The 21718-nt window shown below is 70.5% G+C and carries 23 protein-coding genes; 10 read left to right on the top strand and 13 right to left on the bottom strand.

The features are described 5' to 3' along the window. Both J0695_RS17795 and J0695_RS17790 read right to left on the bottom strand, forming a co-directional pair. Window positions 1-394, bottom strand: a 394-nt coding sequence (locus J0695_RS17795) for an ArsR/SmtB family transcription factor (RefSeq protein ID WP_206963063.1), incomplete at its 3' end; no start/stop codon positions are given. Window positions 395-442: 48 nt separating this feature from the next. Continuing rightward, window positions 443-1096, bottom strand: a complete 654-nt coding sequence (locus tag J0695_RS17790) for a TetR/AcrR family transcriptional regulator (protein WP_206963062.1) — start codon at window positions 1094-1096, stop codon at window positions 443-445. 63 nt (window positions 1097-1159) lie between these two features. Here J0695_RS17790 and J0695_RS17785 point away from each other — a divergent pair, with 63 nt between their 5' ends. From J0695_RS17785 to J0695_RS17775, 3 genes are all read left to right on the top strand, one after another. Beyond that, window positions 1160-2311 (top strand): acyl-CoA dehydrogenase family protein, encoded by a 1152-nt coding sequence (locus tag J0695_RS17785; protein ID WP_206963061.1) that lies wholly within the window; start codon window positions 1160-1162, stop codon window positions 2309-2311. 85 nt (window positions 2312-2396) lie between these two features. Continuing rightward, complete coding sequence (locus J0695_RS17780; RefSeq protein ID WP_206963060.1) at window positions 2397-2684, top strand: YiaA/YiaB family inner membrane protein; 288 nt, start codon at window positions 2397-2399, stop codon at window positions 2682-2684. Window positions 2685-2744: 60 nt separating this feature from the next. Continuing rightward, window positions 2745-3404 carry a TetR/AcrR family transcriptional regulator gene (locus tag J0695_RS17775; protein ID WP_206963059.1) on the top strand — a complete coding sequence of 220 codons (660 nt, stop codon included), beginning with the start codon at window positions 2745-2747 and terminating at the stop codon, window positions 3402-3404. On the opposite strand, the gene J0695_RS17770 is transcribed toward J0695_RS17775, so the two are convergent. Then, a complete protein-coding gene (locus J0695_RS17770; protein WP_206963058.1) occupies window positions 3395-3856 on the bottom strand; it encodes a MaoC family dehydratase in 462 nt (153 codons plus the stop codon). The two genes, J0695_RS17775 and J0695_RS17770, sit on opposite strands and share 10 nt — an antisense overlap. Before the next feature lie 118 nt (window positions 3857-3974). Between J0695_RS17770 and soxR the strand changes: the two genes are divergently transcribed. Next, window positions 3975-4439: a redox-sensitive transcriptional activator SoxR gene (soxR, locus tag J0695_RS17765; protein WP_206963057.1), complete on the top strand. Its 465-nt coding sequence runs from the start codon at window positions 3975-3977 to the stop codon at window positions 4437-4439. 29 nt (window positions 4440-4468) lie between these two features. Here the strand turns inward: soxR and J0695_RS17760 are convergent, their stop codons facing one another. Then, on the bottom strand, window positions 4469-5089 hold the full coding sequence (locus J0695_RS17760; RefSeq protein WP_206963056.1) for a hypothetical protein: 621 nt from the start codon (window positions 5087-5089) through the stop codon (window positions 4469-4471). Between the two features lie 210 nt (window positions 5090-5299). Here J0695_RS17760 and J0695_RS17755 point away from each other — a divergent pair, with 210 nt between their 5' ends. Then, window positions 5300-8080 (top strand): penicillin acylase family protein, encoded by a 2781-nt coding sequence (locus tag J0695_RS17755; protein WP_206963055.1) that lies wholly within the window; start codon window positions 5300-5302, stop codon window positions 8078-8080. A 21-nt stretch (window positions 8081-8101) separates the two neighbouring features. On the opposite strand, the gene J0695_RS17750 is transcribed toward J0695_RS17755, so the two are convergent. Beyond that, complete coding sequence (locus J0695_RS17750) at window positions 8102-9370, bottom strand: serine-threonine protein kinase (RefSeq protein WP_206963054.1); 1269 nt, start codon at window positions 9368-9370, stop codon at window positions 8102-8104. 27 nt (window positions 9371-9397) lie between these two features. Continuing rightward, window positions 9398-10639, bottom strand: coding sequence for an exo-beta-N-acetylmuramidase NamZ family protein (locus J0695_RS17745; protein ID WP_206963053.1), 1242 nt, complete (start codon window positions 10637-10639; stop codon window positions 9398-9400). 120 nt (window positions 10640-10759) lie between these two features. On the opposite strand from J0695_RS17745, the gene J0695_RS17740 reads away from it, so the two are divergent. Genes J0695_RS17740 through J0695_RS17730 form a run of 3 tightly spaced genes read left to right on the top strand, consistent with a single transcriptional unit; the run spans window position 10760 to window position 13829 of the window. Continuing rightward, window positions 10760-11524: an SDR family oxidoreductase gene (locus J0695_RS17740; RefSeq protein WP_206963052.1), complete on the top strand. Its 765-nt coding sequence runs from the start codon at window positions 10760-10762 to the stop codon at window positions 11522-11524. Next, on the top strand, window positions 11521-13188 hold the full coding sequence (locus J0695_RS17735; protein ID WP_206963051.1) for a class I adenylate-forming enzyme family protein: 1668 nt from the start codon (window positions 11521-11523) through the stop codon (window positions 13186-13188). The genes J0695_RS17740 and J0695_RS17735 overlap by 4 nt, the downstream gene beginning before the upstream one ends. Before the next feature lie 44 nt (window positions 13189-13232). Beyond that, window positions 13233-13829 carry a TetR/AcrR family transcriptional regulator gene (locus J0695_RS17730; protein WP_206963050.1) on the top strand — a complete coding sequence of 199 codons (597 nt, stop codon included), beginning with the start codon at window positions 13233-13235 and terminating at the stop codon, window positions 13827-13829. A gap of 90 nt (window positions 13830-13919) precedes the next feature. Here J0695_RS17730 and J0695_RS17725 read toward each other — a convergent pair whose 3' ends face one another. The 3 genes from J0695_RS17725 to J0695_RS17715 form a co-directional block, all read right to left on the bottom strand. After that, the gene (locus J0695_RS17725; RefSeq protein ID WP_206963049.1) at window positions 13920-15134 is read right to left on the bottom strand and encodes an acyl-CoA dehydrogenase family protein; all 1215 of its coding nucleotides are present in this window, start codon (window positions 15132-15134) and stop codon (window positions 13920-13922) included. Between the two features lie 9 nt (window positions 15135-15143). Continuing rightward, window positions 15144-16166, bottom strand: a complete 1023-nt coding sequence (locus J0695_RS17720; RefSeq protein WP_206963048.1) for a phosphotransferase family protein — start codon at window positions 16164-16166, stop codon at window positions 15144-15146. Between the two features lie 90 nt (window positions 16167-16256). After that, the gene (locus J0695_RS17715) at window positions 16257-17168 is read right to left on the bottom strand and encodes an MBL fold metallo-hydrolase (RefSeq protein WP_206963047.1); all 912 of its coding nucleotides are present in this window, start codon (window positions 17166-17168) and stop codon (window positions 16257-16259) included. A gap of 131 nt (window positions 17169-17299) precedes the next feature. Here J0695_RS17715 and J0695_RS17710 point away from each other — a divergent pair, with 131 nt between their 5' ends. Next, on the top strand, window positions 17300-18244 hold the full coding sequence (locus J0695_RS17710) for an NADP-dependent oxidoreductase (RefSeq protein WP_206963046.1): 945 nt from the start codon (window positions 17300-17302) through the stop codon (window positions 18242-18244). Between the two features lie 13 nt (window positions 18245-18257). On the opposite strand, the gene J0695_RS17705 is transcribed toward J0695_RS17710, so the two are convergent. Genes J0695_RS17705 through J0695_RS17690 form a run of 4 tightly spaced genes read right to left on the bottom strand, consistent with a single transcriptional unit; the run spans window position 18258 to window position 20369 of the window. Further along, entirely contained in the window at window positions 18258-18563 is a 306-nt protein-coding gene (locus J0695_RS17705; RefSeq protein ID WP_206963045.1) for a DUF202 domain-containing protein, read from the bottom strand. After that, window positions 18560-18955: a YidH family protein gene (locus J0695_RS17700; RefSeq protein WP_206963044.1), complete on the bottom strand. Its 396-nt coding sequence runs from the start codon at window positions 18953-18955 to the stop codon at window positions 18560-18562. Before J0695_RS17700 ends, J0695_RS17705 begins: the two co-directional genes overlap by 4 nt. Beyond that, window positions 18952-19485, bottom strand: a complete 534-nt coding sequence (locus tag J0695_RS17695) for an NUDIX hydrolase (protein WP_206963043.1) — start codon at window positions 19483-19485, stop codon at window positions 18952-18954. The genes J0695_RS17700 and J0695_RS17695 overlap by 4 nt, the downstream gene beginning before the upstream one ends. Then, window positions 19482-20369 (bottom strand): DMT family transporter, encoded by an 888-nt coding sequence (locus J0695_RS17690; protein ID WP_206963042.1) that lies wholly within the window; start codon window positions 20367-20369, stop codon window positions 19482-19484. Before J0695_RS17690 ends, J0695_RS17695 begins: the two co-directional genes overlap by 4 nt. A gap of 162 nt (window positions 20370-20531) precedes the next feature. Here J0695_RS17690 and J0695_RS17685 point away from each other — a divergent pair. Continuing rightward, window positions 20532-21718, top strand: a 1187-nt coding sequence (locus tag J0695_RS17685) for an FAD-binding dehydrogenase (RefSeq protein WP_206963041.1), incomplete at its 3' end; no start/stop codon positions are given.

Raw genomic sequence — 21718 nt, 5'->3', positions numbered from 1 at the left:
TCGCCTCGGTGATCGCGATCCCCAGCCGCCCCGCGAGATGGTCGTAACAGGTCCGCCCCCGCGCCAGCGCTGCCTGCGCGTTCACCGCCCGCAGCCCGCGCGGCGCCGCACCGCCCGGCCCCTCGCCCGCGTACGCGGCCAGCTCCTCCACCAGATGCGCGACCCGCGCGTCCGCCAGTCGTACGTACCGGTGCCGCCCCTGCCGCTCCTCGGCCAGCAGCCCGCCCGCGATCAGCTTCCCCAGGTGCTCGCTCGCGGTCGACGCGGCCACGCCCGCGGACCTGGCCAGCTCACCGGCGGTCCATGCCCGCCCATCCAGCAGTGCGAGGCAGAACCCCGCACGGGTCTCATCGGCAAGAAGCGCGGCAAACGAAGCAAGCTCTCTGGCAGCCATACGACCAGTCTCCGTCAGCGACCCTTCGGCGCGGACCGAAGCGTCATGTCACCGCTGTGTCTTTTCACCGAAGGTTTCGTACTGCAGTGCGAGCCCGTCCACCAGTGCCCGCAGCCCCGTCTCGAAGGCCCCTTCGTCGACCTTCTCCTGCCGCTCGGCCAGCAGATGCGCCTGTCCGAGGTGCGGATAGTCGGCCGGATCGTACGCATCCCGGTCGTCCACGAACCCCCGCGCGAAGGACCCGAGCGCCGACCCGGTGATGAAGTACCGCATCAGTGCACCGATGTACGTCGCCTGGGCGGGCGGCCACCCCGCCCGCACCATCGCCCCGAAGACCGCGTCGGCCACCCGCAGACCGGCAGGCCGCCGCCCCGGCCCGCGGGCCAGCACCGGCACCACGTTCGGGTGGTCGGTGAGCACGCCCCGGTAGGAGACCGCCCAGTCGTGCAGAGCGTCACTCCAGCCCCGCGCGTCACCCTCGTCGAACATCGACAGATCGATCCGCGCGGACAGTGCGTCGGCGACCGCGTCCAGGATCTCGTCCTTGTTGCGGAAGTGGTTGTAGAGCGAGGGTCCGCTGACCCCCAGCTCGGCGGCGAGCCGGCGCGTGGAGACGGCGTCGAGCCCCTCGGAGTCCACCAGGGCGCTCGCTGTCTCGACGATGCGCTCCCGGCTGAGCAGGGGCTTGCGTGGGCGGGCCATGGCGCACATAGTAGGCCCTGCAGCCAAGAAACTAGCAGTGCTAATTAAAAGAGGTGTCCGAGGATGAACCTGGAGCTCAGCGAGGAGCAGTCCGCAGTCCGGCAGCTCGCCAAGGACTTCGTCGCCCGCGAGATCGCCCCGCACGTCGTCGAGTGGGACCGCGCCGAGAACGTGGACCGCTCCATCGTCAAGAAGCTCGGCGCACTCGGCTTTCTCGGCCTCACGATCCCCGAGGAGTACGGCGGCTCCGGCGGCGACCACCTCGCGTACTGCCTCGTCACCGAGGAGCTCGGCCGCGGCGACTCCTCCGTCCGCGGCATCGTCTCCGTATCCCTCGGCCTGGTCGCCAAGACCATCGCCCACTGGGGCACCGAGGAGCAGAAGCGTCAGTACCTCCCCGGTCTCACCTCCGGCGAGCTGATCGGCTGCTTCGGCCTCACCGAGCCCGGCACGGGATCCGACGCGGGCAACCTCACCACCCGCGCGGTCCGCGAGGGCGACGACTACGTCATCAACGGCTCCAAGATGTTCATCACCAACGGCACCTGGGCCGATGTGGTCCTCCTTTTCGCCCGCTCCACCGACGCCCCCGGCCACATGGGCATCTCGGCCTTCCTGGTCCCCACCGATACACCCGGCCTCACCCGTACCACCATCCACGGCAAGCTGGGCCTGCGCGGCCAGGCCACCGCCGAGCTGAACTTCGAGGACGTGCGCGTCCCCGCCTCCGCGATGATGGCCCCCGAGGGCAAGGGCTTCTCGGTCGCGATGTCGGCCCTGGCCAAGGGCCGGATGTCGGTCGCGGCGGGCTGTGTGGGGATAGCCCAGGCGGCCCTGGACTGCGCGCTCAAGTACGCCGGCGAACGCGAGCAGTTCGGGAAGACGATCGCCCACCACCAGCTCGTCCAGGAGCTGATCACCGACATCTCCGTCGACGTGGACGCCGCCCGGCTCCTCACCTGGCGCGTCGCCGACCTGATCGACCGCGGCAAGCCCTTCGTCACCGAGGCCTCCACGGCCAAGCTCTTCGCCTCGGAGGCCGCCGTACGGGCCGCCAACAACGCCCTGCAGGTCTTCGGCGGCTATGGCTTCATCGACGAGTACCCGGCGGGCAAGCTGCTCCGCGACGCCCGCGTGATGACCCTCTACGAGGGCACCAGCCAGATCCAGAAGCTGGTCATAGGCCGCGCCCTGACGGGGGTCTCCGCTTTCTGAAGCACTGAGGCCCCGAGGTTCTGAGTAGGGCGCTGAGTACGAGAGCGGATGTGGCCCGGGCGGCATCCGCCTCATGCTGTCCGTCATGAGTGAGACACCGGTCAAGCAGCAGAACTCCGGGGCGTACTACGGCCAGGCCGTCGCCTCCTTCTCCGTCGCCATCGCCGCCACGGCCATCGGCATCTTCCAGCTGGACGCCAACGCCTGGGTGCGCGCCTTCCTCGCCATCGCCGTCCTCTACCTCACCACCTCCGCCTTCACCCTCGCCAAGGTGATCAGGGACCGGCAGGAGGCCGGGCAGATCGTGAGCCGCGTCGACCAGGCCCGCCTGGAGCAGCTGCTCACCGGGCACGACCCCCTCAGGAAGCTCTAAGCGCTTGCTCAGCTTCAAGGTATGGTGTCCCTCCTGGACAGATGCCGGAAGGGGCGCGCAATGGGCACGGTGGAGGAGACCGTCGACGGCGAGGACAAGCCGTGGGCGGAGGTCGGCCCCGAGGCGGCCCGCAGGCTGCTCGTCGCCGCCGTCGAGGCTTTCGCCGAGCGCGGCTACCACGCCACCACCACCCGTGACATCGCAGGCCGCGCCGGTATGAGCCCGGCCGCGCTCTACATCCACTACAAGACCAAGGAAGAGCTGCTCCACCGGATCAGCCGGATCGGCCACGAGAAGGCCCTGGAGATCCTGGAGACGGCGGCGGACGCCGAGGGCACGGCCGCCGAGCGGCTCGCCATGGCCGTACGTCACTTCGTGCGCTGGCACGCCGGGCACCACATGACGGCACGCGTCGTGCAGTACGAACTCGACGCGCTCGGCCCCGAGCACCGTACCGAGATCATCGAACTGCGCCGGCGGAGCGACGCGGCCGTGCGCCGCATCATCAACGACGGTGTCGAGGCGGGGGAGTTCGACGTCCCGTACGTCCCCGGTACCGCCCTCGCCGTGCTCTCGCTCTGTATCGACGTGGCCCGCTGGTTCAACGTCGAAGGCCGCAGGACGCCAGACGAGGTCGGCGCGTTCTACGCCGACCTCGTCCTGCGCATGGTCTCCGCCCGGAAGCCGGAAGCAGAACCCAGGGGCGCGGCTCAGAAGTAGTAGCGGGAGACCGACTCGGCGACGCAGACCGGCTTGTCGGCGCCCTCGCGCTCGACGGTGACGGAGGCCGTCACCTGCACGCCGCCGCCCGCCTCGGAGACATCGGTCAGCACGGCGGTCGCCCGCAGGCGTGAGCCGACCGGCACGGTCGAGGGGAAACGGACCTTGTTGGTGCCGTAGTTGATGCCCATCTTCATGCCCTCGACCCGCAGGATCTGCGGTACGAGCGTCGGCAGCAGCGACAGCGTCAGATAGCCGTGCGCGATGGTTGTGCCGAACGGTCCGGCCGCGGCCTTCTCCGGGTCCACATGGATCCACTGGTGGTCACCGGTGGCCTCCGCGAACAGATCGATCCGCTTCTGTTCGATCTCCAGCCAGTCGCTGTGCCCCAGCTGCTCGCCGACCCCGGCCCGCAGCTCCTCCGCCGACGTGAAGATCCTCGGCTCTGCCATGTCCCAGTCCCTGCCTTCCCAGCGTCCAATGCGATGTCTAAGCGCTTGCTCAGCATCGTGGGACGGAGCCGCTCCTGTCAACGACGGGCGGTGCGGTCGAAGCAGTAGTGTTCGAGGAGTGCCGCAGATTCCAGAGAAGATCCACGAGCTCACGGTCGGCCAGCTGTCCGCACGCAGCGGCGCCGCCGTCTCCGCCCTCCATTTCTACGAGGCCAAGGGCCTGATCAGCAGCCGCAGGACCTCGGGCAATCAGCGCCGCTACGGCCGCGACGCCCTGCGCCGCGTGGCCTTCGTACGAGCGGCCCAGCGGGTCGGCATCCCGCTCGCCACGATCAGGGGCGCCCTCGCCGAACTTCCCGAGGAGCGCACCCCCAACCGCGAGGACTGGACCCGGCTCTCGGCGGCCTGGCGCTCCGAACTCGACGAGCGCATCAAACAGCTCGGCCGCCTGCGCGACCACCTCAGCGACTGCATCGGCTGTGGCTGCCTCTCCCTCGAGACCTGCGTCCTCTCCAACCCGGACGACGTCTTCGGTGACCGCCTCACCGGCTCGCGCCTTCTCCCGGAGCGCCCGATGTCCTAGGCGGTCCGGTGCGGCGCGGCCGGCCGCGCTCACGCCGCTGACGCCAGTTCCCTGCGCTGTACTTCCCTGCGGCTTTTCGACCGGGCGATCGCCTCGGACGTCAGTACGGGTTGCGGCACCAGAATCCCGCAGCCCGTGCAGACGGGTCCCGACCACGGATCGTGGGCCAGGTCCTGGGTCCACACGACCGAAGACCCTCCACAGACGGGGCAGACCGCGCCCGGATCCGCCCGAAGGGCGGAAATCAGCCGTCGCAGCACCTCGGCCAGGGGCGCGGAAGGGTGTACGGCGGGGTCGGCGCACCACGCCACCCCGCACCCTCCCCAGGTGCGCCGGTGCCAGTCGTCGAAGGATCCAGGACGGCGCAGTCCGTCGTGCTTCTCGCGCCTGCGGCGCTCCGCGAAATCCGCCTCGTAGGCGAGCCAGACGGCCCGCGCCTCTTCGAGTTCGTCGAGCGCGGCCACCAGCCGCGCCGGATCGGGATCCCGGTCCTCGGGTTCGATCCGATGCCTGGAACACAGATGGTCCCAGGTCGCCCGGTGCCCGTACGGGGCAAACCTCTCCAGGCATTTGCGCAGCGAATACCTCCGCAGCGCAAGGTCGTTGCGCGGATCGCGCACCTGTCTCGCGAGACTCCGGAAACCGGCCATCGCACGTCCACCTCCGTCGCTGGTACTTCGGCGTTGAGGAATAGACGTACGACTGCCCGTTTTGGCTCCATCCAATTTCGGATGGCCGACATTACCGGTGGGCACTTCGGGTGGGAGTGTGGTGATGGAGAAAAGGTGACGCATGTTCACCTTACCGGCGGGTCACCTCCCCAGTAGCGTCCGGCGCATCGGCCCTCACAAGGAGCACGCATGCGACCACGCACCGCAAAGCTCAGAACTGCCGTCGCCGCAGCGGCATTCGCCCTCGGCGCGGCCCTGCTGGCGCCACTGCCACAGGCGAGTGCGGCAGACCCGGCCCCGGTCACCGACTACTGCACGGGGCAGTGCAACGACATCCTGCCGCCGGGGGAGAACGGCAACGCCACCCTCGCCGAGATCCTCGCCCACCGCGCACTGGGCACCCGCCCTGCCCACAGCGCCGACCAGATGGGCCCGTACGACGCCCTGGCGGCCGGCGCGGGATCCCTCACCGACGCGAAGCTGAACGACTTCTTCAACGACGCCTCCTTCGGCGTCCCCGCAGGCCAGGTCGAGTCCGTCACCAGGCCGCGCGACGACGTCTCCATCACCCGCGACAAGAAGACGGGCGTCCCGCACATCAAGGGCACCACCCGTTACGGAACCGAGTTCGGCGCCGGTTACGCGGCCGGCCAGGACCGCCTCTGGCTCATGGACCTCTTCCGCCACATCGGCCGCGGCGAGCTCACCTCCTTCGCGGGCGGCGCCCTCGCCAACCAGGGCCTGGAGCAGGAGTTCTGGCCGCAGGCCCCGTACACCGAGCAGGACCTCCAGGACCAGGTCGACTACATCGCCACCACCCAGGGCGAGCGCGGCAAACAGGCCATGGCCGACGCGCAGGCGTACGTCGACGGGATCAACTCCTACCGCCAGAAGTCCAAGGACGGCCGCTACTTCCCCGGCGAGTACGTCCTGACGGGCAAGATCAACGCGATCACCAACTCCGGTGAGATCCAGCCCTTCAAGGTCACCGACATGATCGCGCTCGCCTCGGTCGTCGGCGGTCTCTTCGGCGGCGGCGGAGGCGGCGAGGTCCAGGCCGCGATCTCGCTGCTCGCCGCCCAGCAGAAGTACGGGCTCACCGAGGGCACCAAGGTCTGGGAGTCCTTCCGGATGCGCAACGACCCGGAGGCGACCCTCACCGTCCATGACGGCACCAGCTTCCCGTACGCGACGAAACCGGCCACCCCGCGCGGCACCGCGATGCCCGACGCCGGCTCGGTGAAGTCCGAACCCCTCGTCTACGACCGTACGGGCGGCGCGAAGACCGCCGCCAAGACCCCGGTCAGCGCCCCCGCCAAGCTCAAGCCGCTGCAGGGCATGTACGACAAGGGTGTGCTGCCCGCAGACCTGTTCAGCCAGAAGAAGGGCATGTCCAATGCCCTGGTCGTCTCCGGGCAGCACACGGCGAGCGGCAACCCCGTCGCCGTCTTCGGTCCGCAGACCGGCTACTTCCTGCCCCAGCTCCTGATGCTCCAGGAGCTCCAGGGGCCGGGCATCAGCGCCCGGGGCGTCTCCTTCGCGGGCGTCGGCATGTACATCCAGCTGGGCCGCGGCCAGGACTACGCCTGGTCGGCCACCTCGGCGGGCCAGGACATCACCGACACCTATGCCGTCGAGCTCTGCCAGGACGACACCCACTACCTCTACCGGGGCGTCTGCACCCCGATGGAGAAGATGGAGCGGATCAACTCCTGGAAGCCCACGGTCGCGGACTCGACAGCCGCAGGCTCCTACCGGATGCAGGTCTGGCGTACGAACTACGGCATCGTCACCCACCGCGCCACGGTTGGCGGCAAACCCGTCGCGTACACCTCACTGCGCTCCACCTACCGCCACGAGGCCGACTCCATCGTCGGCTTCCAGATGCTCAACGACCCGTCGTACGTGAAGGACGCCAAGACCTTCCAGCAGGCCGCCGACCACATCGGCTACGCCTTCAACTGGTTCTACGCGGACTCCCGCGAGGCGGCGTACTTCAACAGCGGGATGAACCCGGTGCGCGCCGACGGCGTGGACGCGTCCTTCCCGGTCAAGGCCGAGCAGGCGTACGAGTGGAAGAGCTTCGACCCGGCCCGTAACACCATGGAGCTCACCCCGGCCGCCCAGCACCCGCAATCGGTCGGCCAGGACTACTACGTCTCGTGGAACAACAAGCAGGCCAAGGACTTCACTTCGGCCGGTTTCGGCAACGGCCCGGTCCACCGTGTCGACCTCCTGGGGGACCGCGTTGCGGCCCTCGTCAGGCAGGGCGGCGTCACCCGCGCATCGCTCACCCGGGCGATGGCTCAGGCCGCCGTCACCGATCTGCGCGGCGAGGACGTCCTGCCCGAGCTGCTGCAGGTCCTGCGGTCCAAGCCGGTCACCGATCCCGCCGCCGCCCAGGCGATCCAGCAGCTGGAGTCCTGGTCGGCCGACGGCGCCCAGCGCAAGGAGAACGCACAGAGCTCGCACGTCTACACCCACCCGGACGCTGTGCGGATCATGGACGCCTGGTGGCCGCTGCTGGTGGCGGCCGAGTTCAAGCCGGGCCTGGGCGACGACCTCTACACGAAGCTCACCGCCAACCTCTCCGTCGACCAGGCGCCTTCCGCGAGCCAGGGCCCGACCGGCGGACACGCCGGGTCGGCCTTCCAGTACGGCTGGTGGAGCTATGTCGACAAGGACATCCGTACGGTCCTGGGGCAGCCCGTGCAGGGCTGGCTCCCCAAGTCCCTCTGCGGCGGCGGCGACCCGAGCGCCTGCCGCGACGCGCTGCTCACCACCCTCACCCAGGCCGCGGCCAAGACCCCGGCCCAGGTCTACCCCGGGGACGACAGCTGCTCCGCCGGTGACCAGTGGTGCTCGGACGCGATCATCCACCGTCCGCTGGGCGGCCTGAAGTTCTGGCCGATGCAGTGGCAGAACCGCCCGACGTACCAGCAGGTCGTCGAATTCCCCTCCCACCGCTAGCAGTTCACACGGCGGGCCGGATCACGCGGAACCGATCCGGCCCGCCGCGAGCACCACCTTCGCCAGCTCCTCGTGGCAGATGTCGCTGTGCGCACCGCTGGGCGGCCCTCCATTGCGTACGACGGCGGCCGCGTCGACGTTCACACACCCGGAGCCGGGGAAGGTCCCGCCCAGCGCGCTCTGCAGCGTGAGCCGGACGGTGTCGTCCACGGACTGGATGCCGTCGTGGCCGAGCGCACCCCAGCGCGGGTCGTCCGCGACGGCGCCCGCCGAGTCCCCGGCCAGCCGCGAGGCGATCGGGTAGATCACCCCGAGCGCTGAGTCGAACCGCGAGTAGCAGCTCACCACCGGCCCGTCGACCCGCGACTGCATCCCGGCCAGCGCCCCGCCGGCGGCGAACGCGTAGTGCGAGAAGGCCCCTTCGAGCAGCGTCAGGGACCGCACATTGTGTACGCCCCCGGGCAGCCCGCGCAGCCCGAAGGAGACGAGCCTCGCCCCCTGGCTGTGCCCGATCAGATGCACCCGCATCCCGGGCCTGGCCTGGGCGAGGTGCCCCAGCAGCGGTCCGAGCCCCAGCTGCCCGACGGTCCCGGCGCGCCGCTTCATCGAGTAGTACGTGGCCTGCCGCAGCAGCTCCTTCGCCCCGCCCCACAGCCGCTTCAGCCCACCGCCGAAGAGCGTCTGCGGATCGGCCCCGGTCTCGGCCAGCGCGTCGCTGAACAGGGTGCAGATGCTCAGCGTGTCCTCGTACAGCATCGCCGGATCGCTCTGCGGGCCGTCGTCCACACCGGTGTCGGAGGCGAACCGTGCGTCCGGTCCCTGGACCGGTACCTCCACCAACTGCCGGATCAGCAGCCCGAATTCATCGAAGGCCCCGCGCTCCTCCGGCTGCTCGGCCAGCAGCTCCGCCAGCCGCTGGACCGTGTCCTCCCGGTCCGGGAAGAGGTGCAGCAGCGACCGCAGCGACTCCGGGTCGAGACCCGGTCCCGCCGCCACGGCCGACTGGTGCTTGAAATCCGGGATCGGTTCGTCCGCGAAGGACATCGAGGGCCAGAGGATGCCCGCGTAGCCGGCCCGGACGCCCCGGGCGCCCGTGAGCAGCCCGGGAACCGGGGAGAAGAACCGCCGGTAGAGCGCGGTGGCGCCCTTGCGGCTGCTGTTCCAGCCGTGCGCGAACATCAGCAGATCCGTGACATCCAGACCCGCCAGCGCGTCGCGCTCCTGAGGATTCGCATCGCCGTCGGAGTCGAAGGTGATCTCCCGGTACGGCTCCACATCCGTGTCTGTCATAAATCGCAGCATCCTGCGGAATACGACTCAGTGATAGGCCAGATACCTCTTCCGTACGGCCCGGAAAGCGGCCAGTTCGCCCTGCCAGGCCGCGACCACCTCGTCGGTGGAGGCCCCCGCGTCGATCATGGTGCGGACCTGCGTGGATCCCGTCAGCTTGTCGATCCAGTTGTCGGGCCGCCAGAGGAAGCCGTCCCACACCTGTTTGGCGGTCACCAGCAGCCCGATCGCGGTGCGCACCGGGTCGAACGACTCGCGGTCCTGGACGTGCAGCTGGACCCCGCCGACCGTCTTCCCCTGGAACTTGGAGAAGGTCGGGGCGAAGTACGCCTCCCGGAAGCGCACCCCCTCAAGACCCAGTGCGTTCGCCGCCGCGGCCCACTTCCCGTCGATGCCCTCCGCGCCGAGGAGCTCGAACGGCCGTGTCGTACCCCGCCCTTCGGAGAGGTTCGTCCCCTCGAAGAGACACGTCCCGGAGTAGACCAGCGCCGTGTCGGCCGTCGGCATGTTGGGGCTCGGCGGCACCCACGGCAGCCCTGTCGTGTCGAAGAAGTCGCGCCGCCGCCACCCCGACATCAGCACGGTCTCCAGCTCCACCGGCTTCGCCAGGAACTCGCCGTTGAAGAGGCGCGCCAGCTCGGTCACGGTCATGCCGTGCGCCTGGGAGATCGGCTTGCGCCCCACGAACGTCGCGAACTCCGGGTGCATGACGGGCCCCAGCGCCGCCCGCCCGGTCACCGGGTTGGGCCGGTCGAGTACGACGAAGCGCTTGCCCGCGAGTGCGGCCGCCTCCATGCAGTCGTACAGCGTCCAGATGTACGTGTAGAAGCGCGCGCCCGCGTCCTGGATGTCGAAGACGACCGTGTCCACGCCGGAGGCGGTGAAGATGTCCGCGAGCGGCTGTCCGCTCTTGGTGTACGTGTCGTAGACGGGCAGCCCCGTCGCCGGGTCGTCGTAGCGCCCCTCGGAGCCGCCCGCCTGGGCCGTTCCCCTGAACCCGTGCTCGGGCCCGAAGACGGCGGTCAGGTTCACCCGCGGGTCGGGGTGCATGACGTCCACGATGTGGCGCACGTCCTGGGTGATGCCCGTCGGATTGGTGACGATCCCGACCTTCTGCCCTGCCAGCAGCCGGTACCCGTCGGCGGCCAGCCGGTCGAAACCGGTCCGGATCCGGTTGTGCGCGGCGGCCGTACCCGCACCGGAGGCCACCACGCCCACAGCCCCGACCGCGCCGCCCGCGGCCAGCAAACCCCTTCTGGACAGGCTCACTTGACTACCTCCTTGATCGCGCCGACTGTCATGGCCACGCAGGCTAGCGCCCGCACACCTTCCGCAGGTACATACCGACCGGTTAGTCTGCTGAGGCACTCAAGGGAGAGGCAGGTCCAGATGAGCACGGTCCAGGGCAAGGGCGTCGTCGTCACAGGAGCAGGCGGTGGGATCGGGGCCGCGCTGGCCCGCAGGTTCGCCGCGGAGGGCGCCAGAGTCGTGGTCAACGACCTGGACCCGGCGAAGGCCAAGGCGGCCGCCGAGGCCATCGGGGCGATCCCGCTGCCGGGCGACGCCTCCGGAATCGTCGACGAGGCCCGTGAGGCCCTCGGCGGGACCATCGACATCTACTGCGCCAACGCGGGCCTCGGCTCGGGCGGCGACGCCTTCGCCGACGAGGACGTCTGGGCCTCCGCCTGGGACGTCAATGTGATGGCCCATGTGCGTGCGGCCCGCGCACTGCTCCCCGAGTGGCTGGAGCGTGGCGAGGGACGCTTCGTCTCCACCGTCTCGGCCGCAGGCCTGCTGACCATGATCGGCGCAGCGCCGTACAGCGTCACCAAGCACGGTGCCCTCGCCTTCGCCGAGTGGCTCGCGCTCACCTACCGCCACCGGGGCCTCAAGGTCCATGCGATCTGCCCGCAGGGCGTACGCACCGACATGCTCACGGCGGCGGGCTCCGCCGGCGACCTCGTCCTGGCGCCGACCGCCATCGAGCCCGACGCCGTCGCCGACGCGCTCTTCGCCGCGATCGCCGATGACCGCTTCCTGGTCCTGCCGCACCCCGAGGTCGCGGAGTACTACCAGGCGCGCGCCGCCGACCCGGACCGGTGGATCGGGAACATGAACCACCTGCAGAAGAAGTGGGAAGGGGCGGGCAAGTGACCGGGACCGTACCGACATCGATCTACGCGGCCAAGCCCTGGCTCGGCCGGCTCAGCGAGGCCCAGCGCGCCCCGCTCCAGCCGCGCGCGACCGTACTGCACGCCTTCCGTGACAGCGTCGCCCGCACCCCCGACCATCCGGCCGTCGCCTACTTCGACGGCCGCCTCAGCTACCGCGAGACCGACGCGCTCTCCGACTCGGTCGCGGGGCATCTTGCCGCCGAGGGCATCGGACAGGGCGACCGCGTCGCGATCATGCTGCAGAACAGCCCGCACTTCGTGCTCGCGCTGCTCGGCGCCTGGAAGGCCGGGGCGGTCGTGGTCCCGCTCAACCCGATGTACAAGTCGGGCGAGGTCGGCCATGTCCTGCGCGACGCCGAGGTATCGGCTCTGATCTGCTCGGACCGCGCCTGGGATTCGTATCTGCGCGAGACGGCCGCGGACTCCCCGGTCCGTACCGCCCTCACCGCCTGTGAACGCGATCTGCAGACGCGCAACGACGAGCGCGTCCTCGCATTCGAGCGGCTGGAGCAGGCCGCCGACGCGGCCGACCTCCTCGCCGTCGCCCGCAAGGGCTTCGCCGCACCCGAGGGCCGCGAACTCGCCGCCGCCGACGTGGCGTTGATCAGCTACACCTCGGGCACCAGCGGCACCCCTAAGGGCGCCATGAACGCCCACGGCAACATCATGGTCAACGCCGAACGCCAGCGCACCGGCCACCCCATAGCCGAGGGCGCCGGCTACTTCGCCCTGGCGCCCCTCTTCCACATCACCGGCATGGTCTGCGAGCTGGCCGCCTGCTTCGCCAACGCGGGCACCCTGGTCCTCGCCTACCGCTTCCATCCTGGCGTGGTCCTCGACGCCTTCATCGAACACCGCCCCGCCTACACCGTGGGCCCCTCGACCGCCTTCATGGCGCTCGCCGCGACCCCGGGCGCCACCCCCGACCACTTCTCCTCCTTCCAGGTGATCTCCTCGGGCGGGGCGCCGGTCCCGCCGGCCCTGGTCGAGAAGTTCCGGGCGGGCTTCGGTCCGTACATCCGCAACGGTTACGGACTCACCGAGTGCACCGCGCCCTGCGCCGCGGTCCCGCCCGAGCACGAGGCCCCGGTCGACCCCGTCTCCGGCACGCTCTCCGTCGGCGTCCCCGGGCCCGACACGGTCGTCCGTATCGTCGACGAGAAGGGCGAGGACGTCCCCTTCGGCGAGCAGGGCGAGATCGCTGTACGCGGCCCTCAGGTCGTCTCCGGCTACTGGCGGCTGCCCGAGGCCACCGAGGCGGCGTTCCCCGACGGGGAGCTGCGGACCGGCGACATCGGGTTCATGGACTCCGACGGCTGGCTCTATGTCGTCGACCGCAAGAAGGACATGATCAACGCATCCGGCTTCAAGGTCTGGCCGCGCGAGGTCGAGGACGTCCTCTACACGCACCCCGCGGTGCGCGAGGCGGCGGTCGTCGGCATCCCCGACGCGTACCGGGGCGAGTCCGTGAAGGCGTACGTCAGCCTGCGCCCGGGGGCCTCGCTGGAGCCCGGCGAGCTCAGTGCGTACTGCAAGGAACGCCTCGCCGCGTACAAGTACCCGCGCGAGGTCGAGATCCTGCCGGAGCTGCCGAAGACGGCGAGTGGGAAGATCCTCAGGCGGGAACTGCGTTCCCCGCACTGATACGCAAGCGCAACGACAGAAACAGCACACGAAGGGTGGCGGCCATGGCAGCCAGGACGACCGACGGGAACGGTATCCCCGTCCCCCAGAGGCTGCTGGCCGCCGCCACCCGCCTCTTCGCCGAGCGCGGCTACGACCGCACCTCGGTCCAGGAGATCGTGGAGGCCGCCGGGGTCACCAAGGGCGCGCTCTACCACTACTTCGGCTCCAAGGAGGACCTCCTCCACGAGGTCTACGCACGGGTGCTCCGGCTCCAGCAGGAGCGCCTTGACGCGTTCGCGGACGCGGACGCGCCGGTGGAGCAGAGGCTGCGGGACGCGGCGGCGGACGTGGTCGTGACGACCATCGACAACCTCGACGACGCGTCGATCTTCTTCCGCTCGATGCACCATCTGAGCCCGGAGAAGAACAAGCAGGTGCGGGCGGAGCGGCGGCGCTACCACGAGCGGTTCCGCGCGCTGATCGAGGAGGGTCAGAAGGAGGGCGTCTTCTCGACGGCGACGCCGGCGGATCTGGTGGTGGACTACCACTTCGGCTCGGTCCACCACTTGTCGACGTGGTACCGCCCCGGAGGCCCGCTGACCCAGGAGGAGGTCGCGGCCCACCTCGCGGACCTCCTGCTGAGAGCACTCCGCCCGTAAGACGGGGGTGCCCCCGGGCCCCCGTACGCGACCTTCGGTCGCGTGAGGAGCGGGGGTCCGGGGGCGGAGCCCCCGAAACGCCCGGCCCGGCTACATGTACCGCTTGAGTTCCCGCCTGGCCAGCGACCGCTGATGCACCTCATCAGGCCCGTCCGCCAGCTTCAGCGTCCGCGCCCCCGCCCAGAGCTCCGCCAGCGGGAAGTCCTGGCTCACACCCCCCGCACCATGCAGCTGCACCGCGTTGTCGATGATGTCGACCACCGCCCGCGGCGTCGCGATCTTGATGGCCTGGATCTCGGTGTGGGCACCCCGGTTCCCCACCGTGTCCATCAGCCACGCCGTCTTCAGCACCAGCAGCCGCAGCTGCTCCACCGTCACCCGCGCGTCCGCGATCCAGTTGTGTACGACGCCCTGCGAAGCCAGCGGCTTCCCGAAGGCCTCGCGCGACACGGCGCGCCGGCACATCAGCTCGATCGCCCGCTCGGCCATGCCGATCAGCCGCATGCAGTGGTGGATCCGGCCCGGACCGAGCCGCGCCTGCGCGATGGCGAACCCGCCGCCCTCCTCGCCCACCAGGTTGGCCGCCGGCACCCTGGCGCCGTGGAAGACGACCTCCGCATGGCCGCCGTGGTAGTGGTCCTCGTACCCGTACACCGACATGGCCCGCCGGATCTCGACCCCCGGCGTGTCCCGCGGGACCAGGATCATCGACTGCTGGCGCCGGACGTCGGATCCTTCCGGATCCGTCTTGCCCATGACGATGAAGATCTTGCAATCGGGGTTCATCGCCCCGGAGATGTACCACTTGCGTCCGGTGACGACGTACTCGTCGCCGTCCCGCTCGATACGCGTCTCGATGTTGGTCGCGTCGGACGAGGCGACCTCCGGCTCGGTCATCGCGAACGCGGAGCGGATCTCCCCGGACAGCAGCGGCTCCAGCCACTGCTTCTTCTGCTGCTCGGTGGCGAACTGGAAGAGGAGCTCCATGTTCCCGGTGTCGGGAGCCGCGCAGTTCAGAGCGGTCGGCGCCAGCTGCGGGGAGCGGCCGGTGATCTCGGCCAGCGGCGCGTACTGCAGGTTGGTCAGCCCGGCGCCGTACGCGGCGTCCGGGAGGAACAGATTCCACAGCCCCTGCCTGCGCGCCTCCGCCTTGAGCTCCTCGACCACCGCCGGGGTGTCCCACGGCGAGTCGAGCAGCGCCCGCTGCTCGTGCGCGACGGCTTCCGCCGGGTGCACGTACTCGTCCATGAAGGCCAGCAGCCTGGTGCGCAGCTCTTCGGTCGTTGCGTCGTATGCGAAGTCCATGGCGGGGGTTCAGCCTTCCTGGAGGGTGGTGAGGCCGTGCTCGATGAAGACGGGCACGAGGGAGCCGATCTGGTCGAAGCCGGCGCCGACGGTCTGGCCGAGGGTGTAGCGGTAGTGGATGCCCTCGAGGATCACGGCGAGCTTGAACCAGGCGAAGGCCGTGTACCAGGCGATGGCCGAGGTGTCCCGGCCCGAGCGCTCCGCGTACCGCGCGATCAGTTCGGCGGGCGACGGGTGGCCCGCGGCACCGCTCGTCGTGGAGACCGGGGACTCGGGAAGCCCCAGGTCGGAGCTGTACATCACCAGCAGTCCGAGGTCCGTGAGCGGATCGCCCAGGGTCGACATCTCCCAGTCGAGCACCGCCTTGATGCGGTCGTCGTCGCCGAGGAGGACGTTGTCGAGGCGGTAGTCGCCGTGCACGACCGTGGGCGCGGGGGAGTGCGGCAGCTCACGGCCGAGCGCGGCGTGCAGCTCGTCGATGCCCGCGAGTTCGCGGTTGCGGGAGGCGTCCAGCTGCTTGCCCCAGCGGCGCAGCTGGCGGTCGAGGAATCCCTCGGGGCGGCCGAAGTCGGCCAGGCCGACGGCCTCGGGGTCCACGGCGTGCAGATCGACGAGCGTGTCGACCAGGCCGAGTACCGCACTGCGGGTGCGCTCGGCACCGAGCGGGGCGAGCTGGGGCGCCGTGCGGTACGGCGTCCCCTCGACGAACTCCATGACGTAGAACGGCGATCCGATCACCGACTCGTCCTCGCAGAGCAGCACCGGCTCGGGCACCGGCACGGCCGTCGGATGCAGCGCGCTGATCACCCGGTACTCGCGCTTCATGTCGTGGGCGGTGGCCAGTACGTGCCCGAGCGGCGGCCTGCGCACGACCCAGCGGCCGGTGCCGTCGCTCACCGCGTACGTCAGGTTCGAGCGGCCGCCCTCGATCAGTCTGGCGCTGAGCGGTCCGCTCACCAGTCCGGGACGCACGAGGTCGAGGTGACCGCGCAGCGCGTCCGGGTCGATGCCTGGGGGGTGGACTGCGCTCATGTGAGGCACCTCCGGGAACTAGGGGTGAACAGCGTACGGACACATCATGCCGACCAGTCGGTATGCAGTCCACCCCCGGGGTGGACCCGGCTACGCGTGACAGGCCACAGGTACCCCGCCGTTCATCGCCGCCATGTCCCCGAAGACGGCCGCCGGATCCAGCGGCGACCCCTCGGGCAGCCCGTCGAGTTCCGCGTAGGCGCGGTGCAGATTGGCCACCAGGCGCTCACTCTCGCGCAGCGCCGCGAACGCGTCGAGGTCCGCCTCGCGCGCGGTCTCCAGGGGTGTGAGGCCCTTGGCGTGACCGGCCCCGGCCAGCTCGGCGACGTACAGGAGGTAGCGCTCGGTGTCGTCGTACGCCGTCGCGTCGGTGACCGGGCCGTGGCCAGGCACCACGGTCGTCGCGCCGAGCCCGCGCAGCAGTTCCAGCGCCCGCAGCGAGCCGCTCAGCGATCCCATCGGGACGAAGGGGGTGCCGCCCCGGAAGACCAGGTCGCCGGTGAAGACGATCCCCTGCTCGGGGAGGTGGACGATGGTGTCCCCGATGGTGTGGGCCACGCCCGGGTGGATCAGCCGTACCTCGGTCGTGCCCACATGGACGGTGAGGCGCTCGCTGTAGGTGAGGGTGGGCGCCGTGATGCTGATGTCGCCGAAGTCCGTCTGCGGCCACAGGAGGTGGAGCTGACGCCCGGCGGCCAGCAGCTCGCTGCGGCAGGAGTCGTGGCCGATGACGGTCGCCTGCGGTGTGAAGAGACTGTTGCCGTACGTGTGGTCGCCGTGGTGGTGCGTATTGACGACCGTGCGGGGGAGCGGCGCCCCCACCGCGGCCACCGCCTCGCGCAGGGCGCGGGCCCGGCTGAGGGTGGCGGTGGTGTCGACGAGCAGCGTGGACTCCCCGTCGCTGATGATTCCGGCGTTGTTGAGGCACCATCCGCCGTCCGGCTGGACATAGGCGTGCACCTGCGGTGCGAGCCGGACGGTGTACGGAGTGGTGGCAGCCATCGGGGTCCCCCAGGAGAAGTGGATCAACTGACTCTCCCACTCTGCCAGTTGGCCGCTCCCCTTCCCAGCCGTGCACCGGGGCGACATCGCCCCGGTTGCGCGAGGGCGGCGCAGGTCAGAGGCTCATGCGTATGAAGGCGATCAGCTACAGCGGTTACGGCGGGCCCGACGTCCTGGAGTACGGCGAGCTCCCCGACCCCAAGGTGGGGCCCGACCAGGTCCTGGTGAAGGTGCGGGCCGCCGCCGTGAACCCGGTCGACTGGAAGTGCCGGGAGGGCTACCTCGCCCCGATCCTCGACGCGGTCTTCCCCGTGATCCCCGGCTGGGACGTCTCCGGCGTGGTCGTCCAGCCCGGTGCGTCGGTCACCGAATTCGCCGTCGGCGACGAGGTCATCGGGTACGTCCGCGAGGACTTCCTCTCCCGCGGCACCTTCGCCGAGTACGTCGCCGCACCCGTCCGCACCCTGGCCCGCAAGCCGCTGCGCCTCAGCTTCGAGGAGGCGGCCGGGCTGCCGCTGGCCGGACTCACCGCGTACCAGGTGCTGCGCGCCCTGGAGATCGGCGAGGGCGACACCGTCCTGGTGAACGCGGCGGCCGGCGGGGTGGGCTCCATCGCCGTACAGCTGGCGAAGAACGCCGGGGCCCGCGTCATCGGCACGGCCAGCGAACGCAACCACGGCCATGTGCGGTCGCTGGGCGCCGAGCCGGTCGCGTACGGGGAAGGACTCGCGGACCGCATCAGGACCCTGGCGCCCGACGGCGTGGACGCGGCCTTCGACACGATCGGCGGCGAGACCCTGAAAGTCTCCGCCGACGTGCTCGGCCCCGGCGGGCGGCTGGCCTCCATCGCGGACGCGGAGGTGACGAGCCTCGGGGGCCGCTATGTGTTCGTACGGCCCGACGCGGCCGATCTGCACACGCTCGGCGTACTGGCCGACGAGGGAGTCATCACGGTGCATGTGGACCGCACCTTCCCGCTGGAGCAGGCGGCCGAGGCGTACCGGCTGAACGCGGAGGGCCGCACCCGGGGGAAGATCGTCGTCACCGTGGACTGGGACAGGCCCGCCGTCTCGTAAAGGGTGTCCCGGCTCAGCGGACGATCGCCACGCCGAACACGGCCAGCGCGACCGTGCAGGCGGCGGCGGTCAGCGCGCCGCGCGGCGACATCACCGGAGGCCGGGGCGCCGCCCCCACATCCACCATCCGCCGGTGGGCGACCCACAGGAACGCCACCCACAGCAGCAGGCCGAACGCGGCCGCCACGACGCCGGCCGGGGTGGCCCCGTCCAGGGCCTGCTTGCCCGCGAGGACCGCCGCCACCGTGAAGCTCAGCGTCGTACGCCGCCAGGCCAGCCGGGTCCTCTCCGGCTGGAGCCCGGGGTCCCGGTCCGTCATTTTCCGGCCAGCCCGAGCACCACGACCACGATCATCGCCACGGCGACGAACGAGACGGCGATGCTCAGCAGGGTCGGGAAGGGCGTCATGGGCAGATCCTCGCCGCGGCGCATGGCGCGCTCGCACCGCGCCCAGTGATTGACCGCGCGCACCGCGCAGAGCGCACCGGCGGCGAGCAGCGCGAGGGACATCCCGACCCGGACGCCCCAGCGCAGGTCCGGGAGGAACTGGTCCACGGCGAAACCGCCGCCGACCAGGGCCAGGGCGGTTCTGATCCAGGCGAGGAAGGTGCGCTCATTGGCGAGCGAGAACCGGTAGTCGGGGGTCTCTCCCTCGTCCCTGATCCGCTGCGGTGCGAACCAGAGCCTGATGCTCTGTACGAAGTCGATCACGCCTCCGACACTAGCCGCCTCCATGCGGCCAGCCCGTCCGGCACCCACTCCCACTCGGCGAGCCGCCGCTCCAGCTCCTCGTCGGTGAGGAACGCGTGCCAGGCGACCTCCTCGACCTGCGGGTTCACCGGCAGGTCGCAGCGGACCTCGTACACCCAGGACCACCACCCCTGCCCGTCGTCGCCCTCGTACAGGAACTTGAAGAGCGGGACGGGCCGGTCGAGCCCCCGTACCCCCAGCTCCTCCTCCGCCTCGCGCAGTGCGGCGTCGTCGTAGCTCTCGCCCGCACCTACGACGCCGCCCACGAACATGTCGTACAGGGAGGGGAAGACGAGCTTCACCGGGGTCCTGCGGTGGACGAAGATCCGGCCTTCGCCGTCCCTGGCCAGGATGAACACGCACCGGTGCAGAAGCCGCTTCGCGTAGACCTCGCCGCGCTTCAGCTGCCCGGTCACCCGGTCGGAGGCGTCGACGACATCGAGGAGTTCCTCGGCAGGGGTCACAGGGGTCACAGGGGTCACAGGGTTCATGCGGCGATCTTCTCGCGCGGCCTCTCCGCCGCGCCCGCGGGCATCGCGGGATGCAGCCCGAGGGCGACGATCCCGGCCACGATCGCCGCGAGACCCGCCGCCTCCCAGGCCAGCGCGCCCGTGTCGGTCCGCAGCCGGTCGCCCAGGAAGCCGACGCCGCAGACGATCCCCGCGAGGGGCTGCGCCGCGGTCAGGGCGGGCAGCGACATCCGCAGCGGCGCCGTCTCGAACGCGCTCTGTACGAGCACCAGGCCGGTGACCCCGAGCACCACCACTCCGTACGGCTGCCACCCCGTCACCAGGTCGAAGAGCCCGCCCCGGGAGAACTGCTGCCCGCTGATCCTGGTCAGCGCGTCCTGCAGCCCGTACAGCAGCCCCGCGGCGAGGGAGAGCAGTGCGGGCCCGGCGCTGAGCCGCGACCTCTTCGCGTACACCGTCAGCAGCAGCGCGACGCCTGCCACCACCCCGATGATCAGCCAGTGCCGCAGCGGCCCCGCCACCGAGACGCTGCCGCGCGGTTGGCCCGCCACGATGAACGCCGTCACCCCGCCCGCGAGCAGTGCGAGACCGCCCCAGCCCTGGCGGCCCAGCGGCTGCCCGGTCTGCCAGCGGCTCAGTGCCATCGCGAAGAGCAGATTGGTGGCGAGCAGCGGCTCGACGAGCGAGACCTCGCCCCAGCCGAGCGCCAGCGCCCCGAGCACCATGCCGCAGATCATCAGCCCGATCCCGGCGAGCCAGCGCGGCACCCGTACGAGATCGATGAGCAGACGCCAGGACAGGAAGTCGCCGAGCGGGGCGCGGGCTGCGGCGTTCTGCTGCAGTACGAAGCCGAAGCCTAAGCAGCAGGCCGCGCTCACGGCGAGTGCGAGGACCAGGACCGACACGTGTCTCCACCTCAAGACCGGTCAGGGGGCGGGTACTTGGCGACGATAGCGGTATCCGGGACCGATTCGCCTACCGAGTGCCCCGAACGTGACGGTTGACTCGGTCCCGGTCCGTACAGAAGATCTGACCGGACAGTAACTTCTCCTGGCAGGGATGGGCCCATGGCGTACGACGCTGATGTCATCGTGATCGGGGCCGGGCTCGCGGGCCTGGTGGCGACCGCCGAGCTGGTCGACGCGGGCAAGAAGGTCATCCTTCTCGACCAGGAGCCCGAACAGTCGATCGGGGGGCAGGCGCACTGGTCGTTCGGAGGTCTGTTCTTCGTCGACTCGCCCGAGCAGCGCCGCTTCCGGATCAAGGACAGCCGCGCGCTCGCCATGCAGGACTGGCTCGGCACGGCCGGCTTCGACCGCCCCGAGGACCACTGGCCGCGCCAGTGGGCCGAGGCGTACGTCAACTTCGCCTCGGGGGAGAAGCGGGCCTGGCTGCACGCCCAGGGGATGCGGTTCTTCCCGGTGGTGGGCTGGGCGGAGCGCGGCGGTTACGACGCCACGGGCCACGGCAATTCCGTCCCGCGCTTCCACATCACGTGGGGTACGGGTCCCGGCGTGGTGGCGCCCTTCGAGCGGCGGGTGCGGGAGGGCGTGGCCCGCGGCCTGGTCGAGTTCAGGTTCCGGCACCGGGTGACGGGACTTTCCCGTACGGCCGGGGTGGTCGACACCGTCAGCGGCGAGATCCTGGAGCCGAGCGGCGCCGAGCGCGGCACGGCGAGCTCGCGCGAGACCGCCGGGGAGTTCGAGCTCAGGGCCCAGGCGGTGATCGTCACCTCCGGCGGCATCGGCGGCAACCACGACCTCGTACGCGCCCAGTGGCCCGAACGGCTCGGCACACCGCCGGAGTTCATGCTCTCCGGGGTGCCCGCGCACGTGGACGGGCTGATGCTCGGCATCACGGAGGAGGCGGGCGCGCACCACATCAACCGCGACCGCATGTGGCACTACACCGAGGGCATCCAGAACTGGAACCCGATCTGGGCCAAGCACGGGATCCGGATCCTGCCGGGGCCCTCGTCGCTCTGGTTCGACGCGCGGGGCAAGCGGCTGCCGGTGCCGCTGTTCCCGGGGTTCGACACGCTCGGGACGCTGGAGCACATCCAGAAGTCCGGCTACGACTACACCTGGTTCGTACTGGACCAGAAGATCATCGGGAAGGAGTTCGCACTGTCGGGCTCCGAGCAGAACCCCGACCTCACGGGCAAGTCGATCCGTGACGTCATCGGCAGGGCGCGTGCCGATGTGCCCGCGCCGGTGAAGGCGTTCATGGACCACGGCGCGGACTTCGTGGTCGA

The sequence above is a fragment of the Streptomyces beijiangensis genome (assembly GCF_017315755.1).
Lineage (GTDB): Bacteria > Actinomycetota > Actinomycetes > Streptomycetales > Streptomycetaceae > Streptomyces > Streptomyces beijiangensis.
Note: the sequence above shows the minus strand (reverse complement) of the source record. Positions and strands in the feature narration are given on the sequence as shown.

Bases quoted from the DNA above. Each gene is read 5' to 3' on its own strand.
- J0695_RS17790 (WP_206963062.1), bottom strand. From the start codon at position 1,096: ATGGCCCGCCCACGCAAGCCCCTGCTCAGCCGGGAGCGCATCGTCGAG.
- J0695_RS17785 (WP_206963061.1), top strand. From the start codon at position 1,160: ATGAACCTGGAGCTCAGCGAGGAGCAGTCCGCAGTCCGGCAGCTCGCC.
- J0695_RS17780 (WP_206963060.1), top strand. From the start codon at position 2,397: ATGAGTGAGACACCGGTCAAGCAGCAGAACTCCGGGGCGTACTACGGC.
- J0695_RS17775 (WP_206963059.1), top strand. From the start codon at position 2,745: ATGGGCACGGTGGAGGAGACCGTCGACGGCGAGGACAAGCCGTGGGCG.
- J0695_RS17770 (WP_206963058.1), bottom strand. From the start codon at position 3,856: ATGGCAGAGCCGAGGATCTTCACGTCGGCGGAGGAGCTGCGGGCCGGG.
- J0695_RS17760 (WP_206963056.1), bottom strand. From the start codon at position 5,089: ATGGCCGGTTTCCGGAGTCTCGCGAGACAGGTGCGCGATCCGCGCAAC.
- J0695_RS17755 (WP_206963055.1), top strand. From the start codon at position 5,300: ATGCGACCACGCACCGCAAAGCTCAGAACTGCCGTCGCCGCAGCGGCA.
- J0695_RS17750 (WP_206963054.1), bottom strand. From the start codon at position 9,370: ATGACAGACACGGATGTGGAGCCGTACCGGGAGATCACCTTCGACTCC.
- J0695_RS17740 (WP_206963052.1), top strand. From the start codon at position 10,760: ATGAGCACGGTCCAGGGCAAGGGCGTCGTCGTCACAGGAGCAGGCGGT.
- J0695_RS17730 (WP_206963050.1), top strand. From the start codon at position 13,233: ATGGCAGCCAGGACGACCGACGGGAACGGTATCCCCGTCCCCCAGAGG.
- J0695_RS17725 (WP_206963049.1), bottom strand. From the start codon at position 15,134: ATGGACTTCGCATACGACGCAACGACCGAAGAGCTGCGCACCAGGCTG.
- J0695_RS17720 (WP_206963048.1), bottom strand. From the start codon at position 16,166: ATGAGCGCAGTCCACCCCCCAGGCATCGACCCGGACGCGCTGCGCGGT.
- J0695_RS17715 (WP_206963047.1), bottom strand. From the start codon at position 17,168: ATGGCTGCCACCACTCCGTACACCGTCCGGCTCGCACCGCAGGTGCAC.
- J0695_RS17710 (WP_206963046.1), top strand. From the start codon at position 17,300: ATGAAGGCGATCAGCTACAGCGGTTACGGCGGGCCCGACGTCCTGGAG.
- J0695_RS17705 (WP_206963045.1), bottom strand. From the start codon at position 18,563: ATGACGGACCGGGACCCCGGGCTCCAGCCGGAGAGGACCCGGCTGGCC.
- J0695_RS17695 (WP_206963043.1), bottom strand. From the start codon at position 19,485: ATGAACCCTGTGACCCCTGTGACCCCTGTGACCCCTGCCGAGGAACTC.